We start from the raw sequence: 13,492 nt of genomic DNA, 5'->3' as shown, positions 1-13,492 counted from the left end.
CGGCAGCATAGCGCGTTGATCCGCTGCTCAGTCAGCGGCGTTGTAGCAACCCGCGCTGGGCGAGGACTACGGGAACGCCCAAGCCCAGCCAGCTCAAGGCATCCCACACGCCATCCCCCAGCAGTGCGGAAAACAGCCCCGCAGCGCTGAGCAGGGCGATAACGGTCGGCGTGGCAAAGACCTTCCAGAAGTTTGACTGCCTCGGCCTCATGCTTGAGCCTCCGCTTGTTCAAGCACAGGTTTCGCAGCCTTGCGCCGCACCACCCACAGGTAAACTCCGCTGCCGAGCACGATGATGGTCAGCCCATCCAGGGTCGCCCAGAGAATCTTCATCGGCATGCCGCCGTAATCACCGAAGTGCAGCGGTTGTGACATGCCCATGGCGCCCATGTACCACGGCCGTTCGGCCACGGCGGTGACTTTCAGGGTGCTGGCGTCGATCAGCACCGGTGTCAGCAGGTGCGAGGTCAGGTGAGTGCTGCCTTTCATGAACACCGAGTAATGGTGTTCGCTGGAGAATCGTGTGCCGGGAAAGGCGATAAAGTCCGGCTGCATCCCCGGTGCGACTTCTTTGGCGATGTCGAGCAAACGGGTCGCGGGCGCCAGTTGTGTCAGGGGCGGCGCGTCGCGGTACGGCGCGATCATCGCGCTCAGACTGTCGTTGCGCCACGCAGCGATCAACAGGTCGGCGCACGCGCTGATAACGCCGGTGACGCCGACCACCAAGGCCCAGGTCAAGGTCACCACGCCGATCAGGTTGTGCAGGTCGAGCCAGCGCAGGCGGGTGGATTTGTTCTGGCGCACGGTGGCGAAATTCAAACGGCGCATGAACGGCAGGTACAGCACCGTCCCGGACACAATCGCCACCACGAACAGAATGCCCATGAACGCCAGCAGCAACTTGCCCGGCAGACCGGCGAACATGTCCACGTGCAGGCGCAGCATGACCATCATGAAGCCGCCATTGGCCGATGGCATCTCCAGCGCTTCACCGGTGCGGGCGTCGAGCATGAAGGTGTGAGACGAATTTGGTTCAGTGCCGGCGGTGGCCGCCATGATCGCAATCGCGGCGTTGGGCTCTTCTTCTTCAAAGCCGAAATACTGCATGACTTCGCCGGGACGGTGTTTTTCAGCCGCCTGCACCAACTGCTGCAAATTCAGCAGCGGGGTGTCCGCCGGCATTACCTTCAATTCAGCGGCATCGCCCAGCAGGTGGTCGATCTCGTGGTGGAAGATCAGCGGCAAGCCAGTCAGCGCCAGCATCAGCAGAAAGACCGTGCAAATCAGGCTGGTCCAGGTGTGGACGAAGGACCAGCGGCGAATTGTTTTACTTTTCATTTCTTGGCCTTTAGAACAACCAAAGCCGTCCACTAAGGACGGCTTGGTTATTGGGCGTGTCAGGTCAGGCAATTACCACTTGTAAGTTGCACTGGCGACGACGCTGCGTTGGTCACCGTAGTAGCAATAAAAGCTGTCACAGGTGGAGATGTAGTCCTTGTCGAACAGGTTGGTGGCGTTCAGCGCCAGGGAGGCGCCTTTCAGGCTGTTGTCCAGACGGCCCAGGTCGTAATGAACCGCGGCGTCGAACACGGTGTAGGCGTCAGCCTTGCCGAGCGAGGTATTGCCCTGGTCTCCGTAAGTATTGCCGGTGTAGCGAGCACCGGCGCCGACGCCGAAACCATCCAGCACGCCGTTGTGCCAGGTGTAATCGGCCCACAGCGAAGCCTGCTGGTTAGGCATCAGTTGCAGACGATTGCCTTTGAAATCGCCTTTCTGTACTTCGGATTTGGCCAGGGTGTAAGCGGCGATGACCTTGAGGTTCTCGGTCACGTCGGAGACGGCTTCCAGTTCCAGGCCTTTGACTTTGACTTCACCGGTCTGGCTGGTGATTGAAACGTTGTCTGAGTTGGTCGTGGTGACGGAGACGTTTTTCTGGGTCAGGTCGTAGACCGCAGCGGTCAGCAGGGTGCTGCTGCCAGGCGGTTGGTACTTGATGCCCAGTTCCCATTGCTTGCCTTCAGTCGGCTTGAACGAATCGGTCGGCGATGCCGTGGCGTTGCTGGTCGGCTGGAACGACTCGGCGTAGGACAAGTAGGGTACGAAGCCCGAGTCGAACACGTAGCTGATCGCCGCGTTGCCGCTGAAGTTCTTGTCCCGTTCGGTGTTGGTGGCGTCACCCTTGTTGAAGAACTTTGTGCTGGTGTGAACCCAGTCTTCACGACCCCCCAACGTCAGACGCCATTGGTCGAGGGCCATCTGGTCCTGGACGTACAGACCGGTCTGGTAGGTCTTCTGGTCGTAGTCGTAGAACGCCGCCGAGCGTGGCGGACGAACGATGGGCTGGCCATAGATCGGGTTGTTGACGTTGGTGGTCAGACCGTCGCCGAAGATCGACGTGTAGTTGGTGTTGGTGCGCTGGTGATCGAGGCCGATCAACAAAGTGTGATGGATGTCGCCGGTCGCGAAGTCGCCCTGGAAGTTGTTGTCCACGGCGAATTGGCTGATGTCCTCATCGACACTGGTGCTCGAACGGCCCACGTTGCCCTCGGCATCGACCTGGGTGAACGGATAGGCACCGGGGGTGAGGGCCTGGAAGGACAGGTCCGATTTGGTGTAACGCAGGTTCTGCTTGAACTGCCAGACATCGTTCAAGCGATGTTCAAAGGCGTAGCCCAGCGCGTAGTAGGTGCGGTCGTAGAATTCCCAGTCCGGGTCGCCCAGGTTTTTGTGATGGGAGATCTTGCCGAGCGGCGAATGGATCTTGGTGCCCTGCACCGGCAAGAACTGGCTGGTGATGCCGGTATCGTCACGGGTGAACTGGGTGAGCAGGGTGAAGCGGGTGTCTTCGTCGATGTTCCAGGTCAGGCTCGGCGCAATGTTGTAGCGCTTGTTGTCGACGTGGTCGATCTGCGTGCCGCTGTCGCGCACCACACCGCTCAGGCCGTAGAGGAACTGGCCTTCGTCGTCGATCTTGCCGGTGCTGGTGAAGTTGATCTGACGATGGTTGTCACTGCCGGATTGCACCTGTATTTCGTTGCTCGACTCGGCGCTGGGGCGACGGCTGACCATGTCGAGCAAGCCACCTGGCGGGGTCTGGCCGTAAACCGACGAAGCCGGGCCGCGCAGCAGGGCGAGGCGGTCGAGGTTCCAGGTTTCCTGTTTCGGATTGGCGTACACGCCTTTTGGTAGCGGCAGGCCATCGAGGAATTGCGTCGGTTCGAAACCCCGCACGCGCAACCAATCGGCGCGGGTGTCGCTGCCGTAGCTGCTGGCGGTGATGCCGGGCATGTAGCGCACCGCGTCATCGAGGCTATCACGTTGCGGTCGTCCATTTGCTCGCGGGTGGCGACCGAAATCGAGCGCGGCACTTCGACCAGCGCGGTATCGGTCTTGGTACCGGCGGCGGTGCGGGTGGCCAAATAACCTTGCACCGGACCCCAGGCACTTTCGGTGTTTTCCACGCCAATGACGGCGGTTTCCGGCAGGGCCATCACGCCTTCGGGCACGACCACCAGGCTGTACGTGCCAGCGCTGCTCTGTTCCAGTTGCAGACCGGTGCCGCGCAAGGCTTCACGCAGAGCGCCGGTTGCGTCGAACTGGCCTTTGACCGGTGCCGCGATCTTGCCCGCCGCCAGCGATGGATTCAACGACAGCGCCAGGCCCGCCTGGCTGGCGATCTGGTTCAAGGTGCTGGCCAATGGCGCGGCCGGCAGGTTGTAGGTGCGAACGCTGGACGCCTGTTCAGCGGCGATTAGCTGACTGCTGGCCAGAGGGGAGCAAAGGGCAATGGCGATTGCCAGCAAACTGGGGCGCAACAAGGTGTCTAGCGAACGGGACATACGGCGGCTCCTGAATGGAAATATTTCTCAATTGCCTAGGTGCCGAGCGAGAATTCAAAAGTGATAGGGCTGATTGAAAATAATTTAGATTCAGTGTGGTGAAGCTGATGGCCCCTTCGCGAGCAGGCTCGCTCCCACATTTGACGGCAATTCCCTGTGGGAGCGAGCCTGCTCGCGAAGGCGTCTTGCCTGGCTCAACATCACTTGGCGTCTGTCTTCGCCGCGACCGTCACCCACCACGGTGTGTGCTGTTCGATCTGCACCGGCAGGGTCGGCAACAGCGCGCTCAGCGCCTTGTCGGTGTCATGCAGCGGGAAGCTGCCGGTGATTCGCAGGTCGGCAATCTCGGCTGCAACACCCAAATACCCGCGGCGATAGCGACCGAGTTCATGGACCAGGTCTTCCAGCCGCGTGTTGTCCACCACTAGCATGCCGCGGGTCCAGGCATCGGCGCCGAGGTTGAGCGCGACGATCGGCCCGAGGCCATTGCTGCGCATCAGGACTTGCTGGCCTTCATGCAGAATCTGTTCTTCAGGACTCGACTCGGGATGGACCGCCACCGCCGATTTCAGCACGCTCAGGCGCGTACCTTGTTCTTCGCGCTTGACCAGGAACCGTGTCCCCAGTGCGCGCATGTTGCCTTCACGGGTTTCGACGATAAACGGCCGGGCGTCACCGTGGCCGGTTTCGACGAGGATTTCCCCTTCCTGGAGGATGATCAATCGCTGCGTTTCATCGAACCGCACGTCCACGGCACTGTGGGTATTGAGATTGATCAGCGTGCCGTCGGCCAGGTGCAAGGTGCGTTGCTCCCCGGTGGCGGTGCGCTGGTCGGCCAGCCAATAGTCGATCGGCAGATAACGCTCGCCGGCGAACAGCGCCAACCCGATCACCGCGACGATGCTGGCCACGCCGCTGCCGAGTTTGCGCACGCGCCGGCGGATACTCTCCCGCGATTGCAGTAACGCAGTGCGTGCCGGGCCGCTGGCAACGCTGAAGCGCTGGTCGAGCATGCCCAGTTGGCGCCATGCACGCGCATGTTCTTCGTGGGCGGCGTGCCATTTGGCGAACTCTTCGCGCTCCACCGGGTTGCCGGAGTCCAGGGACAATTGCCAGGCGATCGCGGCATCCAGCACCTGCGCCGAGACGGGTTTGGAACTGACCGGACTCATACCGGCTCACCGTACAACGCGATGTAGCACTGACGAATACCCTGGGCCAGGTACTGACGAACTCGCGGCACTGACACACCCAGACGCTCGGCGATTTCGGCGTGGCCGAGGCCGTCGAGACGGTTATGGAGAAACGCCGCCCGGGCCTTGCTTGAGAGCTTGCCGAGCAGACGGTCGATGGCTTTGAGGTCTTCGAGGATCATGTGCTGTTCCTCCACCGACGGTTGTTCACCTTCAGGGATCAGCATCACTTCCGTGAGGTAGGCCTGCTCCAGCGCGGCGCGGCGGAAATAATCGAACAGCAGACCCTTGGCGATCGCCACCAGAAACGCGCGTGGCTCGCGCGGCGCCTTCAGCTCTTCACGACCCAGCAAGCGCACGAATGTGTCCTGACTCAGGTCTTCGGCCCGTTGCGGACAGGCCACGTTGCGCCGCAGCCAAGCCAATAGCCAACCGCGATGGTCGCGATACAACGCACCAACGAGCTCACTTTGAGGGCTTTGGACTGACGACACGCAGCATCACCGATTGGGAAGTGTTAACTAACGAGAATTGTTCGCGATTGTGGCAGAGGCGGGGGAGGTAAGCAATTGGCGCTGGTCGGGTGACCGACAACGTCTTTGAGTTGGCGCTGAAGCCTGTAGGAGCTGCCGAAGGCTGCGATCTTTTGACTTTGATTTTTCAAGATCAAAAGATCGCAGCCTTCGGCAGCTCCTACAAGCGAGTGATGGCTGTCAGAAAGAAGGCGCTCGCTGTCGCCGCTTCCACTGATTCATCCGCTGCTGCAGATTCAACGGGCTATGAATCTGCAACTGCCGCGCCCGGCTGAACAAAATCAACGCCAGCTCAGCGGTGGCCAATGCATCGGCACTGGCATTGTGGCGCTCGAACACTTCCAGTTTGAACCAGTCGATCCACTCATCCAGCCCGGCATCGCGAATGTGCGCCTGAGGGCAAATCAGCGGCGCGATGTCTGCCACATCCAGAAACGGATGCTGCAACTTATAGCCCAGATGGTCTTTCAGGGCGCGCCCGAGCATGTGCTGATCGAACGGTGCATGAAACGCCAGCACCGGGCTGTCGCCGACGAACTCCATGAATTCGACCAGGGCCTGAGCCGGATCGCTGCCAGCGGCAATCGCGCTCGGCCCCAGGCCATGGATCAACACGCTGGGTGCCAACTTCATGTCGGCGCACTGCAACGTGCGTTCGAACTGTTGGCTGAAATCGATCGCGCCGTCCTCGATCACTACCGCGCCGATGGACAACACTCGATCCTTGTTCAGGTTCAACCCGGTGGTTTCCAAGTCGAGTACCACCCAGCGCTGTTCGCGCAGGCTGCATTCGCCGAGCTCTGCCGCCAAGGGCAGGTGTTGCAGGCGTTGTTGAAGTTCGCCGGGAAGGCTCGGGCCTGCCGGGCGCAGCCATGAAAACAGGCTCATAGCTGATACCGCAGGGCCAGGCTGCTTTGCAGGCGTTGTGCCTGGCGCAGGGATTCACGCAGGATCCGTCGATCCAGATGATTGAGGCTGTCCGGATCGACCCGGTTGGAGTAGGGCAAGTTCTCCCGGGTCTGTAGCTGATGTTGCTGCATGCGGGCTTGCTGGATGAAGTGATAAGCCTCTTCGTACGCCGCACCGTCCAGCCGTTCGATCACTTCTTTTTCCACCAATTGGCGAAAGCGCTCCAGTGTGTTGTTCGCCTCGATCCCATAGGCCAACGCGAGTAGCCGGGCACCGTCGACAAAAGGGGTCAACCCTTGGACTTTCAAGTCCAGGGTGGCTTTCTCGCCATTCTTGCGAGCCAGTACGAACTCACGGAAACGTCCTACGGGCGGACGGTTGCGCAGGGCGTTCTCGGCCATCATCCGTTGGAACAGCCGGTTGTCATTCACCTGATCGAGAATGCCCAGACGCAGCAGCTCGCAGCCTTGCTCGTCGCCCCAGACCACCCGCAAGTCGAAATAAATGCTCGAACCCAGCAGGTTCTCCGGCGTTGCCTCGCGGATAAACGCCGCAAAACGTCGCGACCATTCGGCCCGAGACAAACACAGTTCGGGGTTGCCGGCCATGATGTTGCCCTTGCACAGGGTGAAACCGCAGAGCGCCAGGCTCTGGTTGATCTGCTGGGCAATGGGCAGCAATTTGCCGCGAATCTCGGCGGCATGGGCCGCGTCCCGGGCTTCGAACAGAATGCCGTTGTCCTGATCGGTGTGCAGTGTCTGTTCGCGGCGACCTTCGCTGCCGAAGCACAGCCAACTGAACGGAATGCCGGGGTCGCCTTTCTCGGCGAGGGTCAGTTCGATCACCCGGCACACGGTGTGGTCGTTAAGCAGGGTGATGATGTGGGTGATCTGGGTCGACGACGCGCCATGGGCCAGCATGCGCTCCACCAGTTGACCGATTTCGCCGCGCATCGCCACCAGGTTTTCTACGCGCTGGGCGCTGCGGATGGTCCGCGCCAGATGCACCAGATCGACCCGTTGCAGGGAAAACAGGTCACGTTCCGAGACCACGCCGCACAGACGATGATCCTTCACCAGGCAGACGTGGGCGATGTGCCGCTCGGTCATGGCAATCGCCGCATCGAAGGCACTGTGGTCCGGCGACAGGAAAAACGGCGCCTGGGTCATGTGCCGTTCGATGGCTTCGTTGAAGTCGTTAGTACCGTCGGCCACCACATGGCGCAGGTCGCGCAGGGTGAAAATCCCCAGCGGCGCTTTATGTTCGTCGACCACCACAATGCTCCCGACCTGCTGCTCGTGCATCAAGGTCACGGCTTCACGCAACGGCGTGGCCGGGCTGCAGGTCACCGGGTGGCGCATGGCCAATTCGCCCAGTCGGGTATTGAGTGAGTACTGGGTGCCGAGGGTTTCCACGGCTTTTTGCTGGACTTGTTGGTTGACCTGATCCAGCAGGCTGCTCACGCCGCGTAGGGAAAAGTCGCGGAACGCGTTGGAAAGTGCGAACAGTTTGATGAACGCCAGCTTGTTTAACTGTAGGCAAAAGGTGTCTTCGGCTGCGAGGTGTTCGGTGCGGGTTGCACGCTCCCCCAGTAGCGCTGCTAGGGGGAAACACTCGCCGGTGGTGATTTCGAAGGTGGTTTCGGTGCCGCCCTTGGCCGTGTGAGGACGTTCACCCACGACCCGGCCTTGTTTGACGATGTAGAAATGTTCAACCGGGCCGTCGGCGGGTTTTATGATGCACTCGCCGGGAGCATAAAAACGCATCTGACACTGCTCGACCAGGTACGCCAGGTGGGTGTGTTCCATTTGATTGAAGGGCGGGAAGCGCTGAAGGAATTGCAAAGTGCCCTGGATGTTTTGCAACACCGCGGTTTTCCCTGCCTGTGTGAAGGCGTCCGCTTTACTCATAACTATTACCGCAGTCTTTTGAATTGTTGTTGGATGACTTACTCATGGTCGGCCCCTGCGTGCAGGGTGCCCATTGGACGTAAGTCTAGGTAGGTAGTGAAGCTGTCGGTATTTGGGAAATGTCTGACGCAACTGTGAGAAAACTCTCTTACATTGGCTATAGGAAAACTTTCCGACGAAGTGCACCCTGAAGGTCTGCAGGGTGATGTCAGACGACAGTAATAGGGAATTGAATTGAAAACGCAGAGAAGGCCATGTCCGACCACGATATTTTGAGCGACGCCGAGCGCGAGGCGCTGAGTGCCGTCATGCAGGAACCTGACCTGCCGCCGCAGCGGGTGCTGATCGTCGATGACGATAAAGACGCGCGTGAGCTGCTGTCGGAGATTCTTGCGCTGGACGGAGTGCGCTGCATGACCGCCGCCAGTGGTGAAACTGCACTCAAGATGCTGGAGACGACGCCATCGATCGGCCTGGTCATTACGGATTTGCGGATGAGGAATGTCGATGGCCTGGACCTGATCCGCCAAGTGCGTGAGTCGGTTCGGGCGGCATTGCCGATCATCATTGTTTCCGGCGATGCCGACTTGGAAGATGCGATCGCTGCGATGCATTTGAGCGTGGTGGACTTCCTGCTCAAGCCCGTCGATACAGGCAAACTGTTGGCGCTGGTCAAGCATGAGTTGGGAATGGATGCGTAGTAATCGAATTGAAACAAAAAAGCCCTGATCTTTCGATCAGGGCTTTTTTTGTCCGGTGTCAGCGCTCAGTTACAGGCCATTGGCAGCCTTGAACTCGCGGCGACGACGGTGCAGGACCGGCTCGGTGTAGCCGTTCGGCTGCTTCGTGCCTTCGACCACCAGTTCGACCGCCGCCTGGAAGGCGATGTTGCTGTCGAAATTCGGTGCCAGCGAGCGGTACAGCGGGTCATTGGCGTTCTGACGGTCAACCACTGGCGCCATGCGCTTGAGGCTTTCCATGACCTGATCTTTGGTGACGATGCCGTGACGCAGCCAGTTGGCGATGTGCTGGCTGGAAATCCGCAGCGTCGCACGGTCTTCCATCAGACCGACGTCGTTGATATCCGGCACTTTCGAGCAACCGACGCCCTGGTCGATCCAGCGCACCACGTAACCGAGAATGCCCTGAGCGTTGTTGTCCAGTTCGTTCTTGATCTGCTCTGCAGTCCAGTCTGGATTGACGGCCAACGGGATGGTCAGGATGTCATCCACCGAAGCACGCGCACGTTTGGCCAGTTCGGCCTGACGGGCGAACACGTCGACCTTGTGGTAATGCAGCGCGTGCAGCGCAGCAGCGGTCGGCGATGGAACCCAAGCGGTGTTGGCACCGGCCATCGGGTGAGCGATTTTCTGTTCGAGCATCGCTGCCATCAGGTCCGGCATCGCCCACATGCCTTTACCGATCTGGGCGCGGCCTTGCAGACCGGTACTCAAACCGATATCGACGTTCCAGTTCTCGTAGGCGCCGATCCACTTCTCAGCCTTCATGTCCGCCTTGCGCACCATCGGGCCGGCTTCCATGGAGGTGTGGATTTCATCGCCGGTACGGTCGAGGAAACCGGTGTTGATGAACACTACACGCTCGCTGGCGGCCTTGATGCAGGCCTTGAGGTTGATCGTGGTACGGCGCTCCTCGTCCATGATCCCGACTTTCAGCGTGTTGCGCGGCAGGTCGAGGACTTCTTCGATGCGACCGAACAGCTCGTTGGTGAACGCCGCTTCTTCCGGGCCGTGCATCTTCGGCTTCACGATATAGACCGAGCCCGTACGGCTGTTCTTACGCGAGTTATTGCCGTTGAGGCTGTGGATCGCTGCCAGGCTGGTGATCAGGCCGTCGAGAATGCCTTCCGGCACTTCATTGCCATCCTTGTCGAGGATTGCGTCGATGGTCATCAGGTGACCGACGTTGCGCACGAACAACAGCGAACGACCGTGCAGGCTCAGTTCTTTACCGTCGACGCCGGTGTAAGTGCGATCGGCGTTCATGGTGCGGGTAAAGGTCTGACCGCCCTTGGAGACTTCTTCTGACAGATCGCCCTTCATCAGGCCGAGCCAGTTGCGGTAAATCACCACTTTGTCATCGGCATCGACGGCGGCGACGGAATCTTCGCAGTCCATGATGGTGGTCAGCGCGGCTTCCATCAGGATGTCTTTGAGGCCGGCAGCATCGGTCTGGCCGACCGGGGTGCTGGCGTCGACCTGGATTTCGAAGTGCAGGCCGTTGTTTTTCAGCAGGATCGCGGTCGGTGCGGCTGCATCGCCGTGGAAACCGATCAGTTGTGCATCGTCGCGCAGGCCGGTGTTGCTGCCGCCTTTAAGGGCGACCACCAGTTTGCCGTCAACGATCTTGTAGGCGGTGGAATCGACGTGAGTGCCGGCAGCCAATGGCGCCGCTTCATCGAGGAAGGCGCGGGCGAAGGCGATAACTTTGTCGCCGCGAACCTTGTTGTAGCCTTTGCCTTTTTCCGCGCCGTCAGCCTCGCTGATGGCGTCGGTGCCGTAGAGCGCGTCATACAACGAGCCCCAGCGGGCATTCGAAGCATTGAGCGCGAAGCGGGCGTTCATCACCGGAACCACGAGTTGTGGACCGGCCATGCGGGCGATTTCGTCATCGACGTTTTGCGTCGTTGCCTGGAAATCAGCCGCTTCTGGCAGCAGATAACCGATGTCTTGCAAGAAGGCTTTATAGGCCACGGCGTCGTGTGTTTGACCGGCACGGGATTGGTGCCAGCCATCGATACGAGCCTGGATATCATCGCGTTTGGCGAGTAGGGCTTTGTTCTTCGGCGCCAGGTCATGAATGACCTTGTCGGCACCGGCCCAGAACTTATCGGCGGTGAGGCCGGTACCGGGAATGGCTTCGTTGTTCACGAAGTCGAACAGGACTTTGGCGACCTGCAGGCCCCCGACTTGAACGTGTTCAGTCATTGCTTGCCTCACTCTGCTCAGCTATTTCGCTTTTCAGCTCTTCAATTTTGACAATGAAGCCTCTGGCCATTTAAACCACAAACCCGTCTGCCAGTACATGCCCGTTCGGGCGGCTGGGTTCGGTCCAATCAACGGCTTGGATGCCTTGCTGACGGGGCTTTCAGGGTTGCGACTGTGCCTGTGGCAGACATCGATCCAACGTTATGTAGTGCGCGCTGCGGCATACTACATGATGAGTTGCGGTTGTGAAAATTAGACTAATTACGTCGTACTGCGACCCCGTGACGCATTGCGGTCACGTCGGGGAGCGGGATGTTCTCAAAAAACTAATGGATTGTTCCAGTTAAATATAAAAAGTTGTACACATAATCTTCGGTTCACTGCTATGGAGCTTTGGTTTTCCGAGGCACCGAGCCGATTCCCGCCCCTTGCCTATACTTGCTTTTCTATAACAAAAGTCATGACTAGAGGGCTGCGCCATGGACCACCTCGTACTCACTGTTTTCGCTCAGGACAAGCCAGGGCAGGTCGAGCGCATTGCCCAATGCATTGCCGAGCACGGCGGCAACTGGCTGGAAAGTCGCATGTCACGCATGGCCGGGCAGTTCGCCGGGATTCTTCGTGTGGGCGTACCGGCCGAGGCCTACGACGAACTGGTGGATGCCCTACAGGCGCTGTCGTCCCACGGCATTCGTGTGCTGATTGCCGAAAGCGGCATCGAGCAATCCTGCACCTGGAAACCGATTGCCATGGAATTGGTGGGCAATGACCGCCCGGGGATCGTACGCGACATTACGCGTCTGCTGAGTGAGCAGGGGGTGAACCTGGAGCGTCTGGTGACCGAAGTACGGCCGGCGCCGATGAGCAGCGAGCCGTTGTTCCACGCTGAAGCAATTCTCGCCGTGCCGCTGACGCTGTCCCTGGACGTGCTGCAATCGCGACTGGAAACCCTGGCGGACGATTTGATGGTCGAACTGGTGCTGCGCAGCGAACCCTGAAAAGGTTATCCAAGTTATACGTGCACCTGCCTGTGGATAACCTGTAGAAACAGCCCGCCAGGCCACGTCGGCCGGGGCTCTTCAGAATCTGATCAAAAAACCAGCAGTTTCAACAAGTTGCGCACAAACGGCGGGGATCACGCTGTGGATAACCTTGGGAAGGATCGATGCAGGCCACATAGAACGTGGCCTGTGGAGGTTTGTACGTTTTTTGATCAGCGGCGGCGACGCAAACTTATCACTGCATCGACGCTGTAAACCGCCAGGCCAGCCCAGATAAAGATGAACGCCACGAGGGTGCTGGACGACAAGTGTTCATCAAACAGGAGAACGGCTTGCAGCAAAACCAGCGTCGGCGCCAGGTACTGGAGGAATCCCAACGTCGTGTAGGGCAAATGCCGTGCTGCGGCGTTGAAACACACCAGTGGCACCAACGTCACAGGCCCGGCGGCCACCAGCCACCAGGCTTCGGACGTGGTCCAGAATTCGGCTTGAGCGCTGCTCGCGGTGGGGTTGAACAGCAACCACGCGACGGCAATCGGCACCAGCATCCAGGTTTCCACCACCAGTCCAGGTAACGCTTTGACCGGTGCCTGCTTGCGGATCAGTCCGTAAAAACCGAAGGTCAGCGCCAGCACCAGGGACACCCACGGCAGGCTACCGACTTGCCAGACCTGTTGTGCGACGCCGACGGCGGCGAGCGCCACCGCCAGCCATTGCATGCGCCGCAGCCGTTCGCCAAGGATCAGCATGCCCAAGAGCACGTTCACCAGCGGGTTGATGTAGTAACCGAGGCTGGCTTCGAGCATGCGGCCGTTGTTCACCGACCAGACGTAGGTCAGCCAGTTGGCCGCGATCAGCGTGCCGCTCAGGGCCAGGATCGCCAGGCGTTTCGGGTTGTCACGCAACTCGCGCCACCAGCCCGGATGTTTCCACACCATCAGCAGCAAGGCGCCGAACAGCGCGGACCAGAGCACGCGGTGGATGATGATCTCCACGGCAGGCACGCTGGCGATGGCTTTGAAGTAGAGCGGGAAAAGTCCCCAGATGATGTAGGCACTCAGGCCCAGGATGTACCCGCGACGCGGGTTGGCGGTCTGCATGCAGAATCCTTGCTTAGGCAGCTAACAAAGAGGGGATTGTAGGGCGGTTGTATAGATGT

The 13,492-nt window shown here is 59.8% G+C and carries 10 protein-coding genes and 1 pseudogene; 2 read left to right on the top strand and 9 right to left on the bottom strand.

The genetic code is table 11. From position 1 onward, the window contains the following. Positions 1 to 31: 31 nt before the first annotated feature. The 7 genes and pseudogenes from ACYZTX_RS27375 to ACYZTX_RS27345 all read right to left on the bottom strand — a co-directional run bounded on the left by ACYZTX_RS27375 (position 32) and on the right by ACYZTX_RS27345 (position 8,384). The gene (locus tag ACYZTX_RS27375; RefSeq protein ID WP_462036632.1) at positions 32 to 211 is read right to left on the bottom strand and encodes a hypothetical protein; all 180 of its coding nucleotides are present in this window, start codon (positions 209 to 211) and stop codon (positions 32 to 34) included. Continuing rightward, positions 208 to 1,338 carry a PepSY-associated TM helix domain-containing protein gene (locus ACYZTX_RS27370; RefSeq protein WP_462036631.1) on the bottom strand — a complete coding sequence of 377 codons (1,131 nt, stop codon included), beginning with the start codon at positions 1,336 to 1,338 and terminating at the stop codon, positions 208 to 210. Before ACYZTX_RS27370 ends, ACYZTX_RS27375 begins: the two co-directional genes overlap by 4 nt. Positions 1,339 to 1,410: 72 nt before the next feature. Next, a pseudogene (locus tag ACYZTX_RS27365) lies at positions 1,411 to 3,839 on the bottom strand (TonB-dependent siderophore receptor). 200 nt (positions 3,840 to 4,039) lie between these two features. Then, positions 4,040 to 5,011 carry a FecR domain-containing protein gene (locus ACYZTX_RS27360; RefSeq protein WP_462036630.1) on the bottom strand — a complete coding sequence of 324 codons (972 nt, stop codon included), beginning with the start codon at positions 5,009 to 5,011 and terminating at the stop codon, positions 4,040 to 4,042. Further along, positions 5,008 to 5,526 carry an RNA polymerase sigma factor gene (locus tag ACYZTX_RS27355; protein WP_462036629.1) on the bottom strand — a complete coding sequence of 173 codons (519 nt, stop codon included), beginning with the start codon at positions 5,524 to 5,526 and terminating at the stop codon, positions 5,008 to 5,010. The genes ACYZTX_RS27360 and ACYZTX_RS27355 overlap by 4 nt, the downstream gene beginning before the upstream one ends. Before the next feature lie 219 nt (positions 5,527 to 5,745). Beyond that, positions 5,746 to 6,453, bottom strand: a complete 708-nt coding sequence (locus tag ACYZTX_RS27350; protein WP_462036628.1) for a 3'-5' exonuclease — start codon at positions 6,451 to 6,453, stop codon at positions 5,746 to 5,748. Beyond that, entirely contained in the window at positions 6,450 to 8,384 is a 1,935-nt protein-coding gene (locus ACYZTX_RS27345; protein WP_462036626.1) for a putative nucleotidyltransferase substrate binding domain-containing protein, read from the bottom strand. The genes ACYZTX_RS27350 and ACYZTX_RS27345 overlap by 4 nt, the downstream gene beginning before the upstream one ends. A 254-nt stretch (positions 8,385 to 8,638) precedes the next feature. Between ACYZTX_RS27345 and ACYZTX_RS27340 the strand changes: the two genes are divergently transcribed. Then, entirely contained in the window at positions 8,639 to 9,085 is a 447-nt protein-coding gene (locus ACYZTX_RS27340; protein WP_462036625.1) for a response regulator, read from the top strand. Positions 9,086 to 9,154: 69 nt separating this feature from the next. Here ACYZTX_RS27340 and ACYZTX_RS27335 read toward each other — a convergent pair whose 3' ends face one another. Beyond that, positions 9,155 to 11,332: a malate synthase G gene (locus ACYZTX_RS27335; RefSeq protein ID WP_462036623.1), complete on the bottom strand. Its 2,178-nt coding sequence runs from the start codon at positions 11,330 to 11,332 to the stop codon at positions 9,155 to 9,157. A gap of 479 nt (positions 11,333 to 11,811) precedes the next feature. Here ACYZTX_RS27335 and ACYZTX_RS27330 point away from each other — a divergent pair, with 479 nt between their 5' ends. Continuing rightward, entirely contained in the window at positions 11,812 to 12,330 is a 519-nt protein-coding gene (locus ACYZTX_RS27330) for a glycine cleavage system transcriptional repressor (protein ID WP_462036622.1), read from the top strand. Positions 12,331 to 12,545: 215 nt separating this feature from the next. Here the strand turns inward: ACYZTX_RS27330 and rarD are convergent, their stop codons facing one another. Further along, positions 12,546 to 13,433 carry an EamA family transporter RarD gene (rarD, locus tag ACYZTX_RS27325; RefSeq protein ID WP_462036621.1) on the bottom strand — a complete coding sequence of 296 codons (888 nt, stop codon included), beginning with the start codon at positions 13,431 to 13,433 and terminating at the stop codon, positions 12,546 to 12,548. Between the last annotated feature and the right edge of the window lie 59 nt (positions 13,434 to 13,492).

The sequence above is a fragment of the Pseudomonas sp. MDT1-17 genome (assembly GCF_054898105.1).
This window is presented reverse-complemented; position numbering and strand designations above follow the sequence as displayed.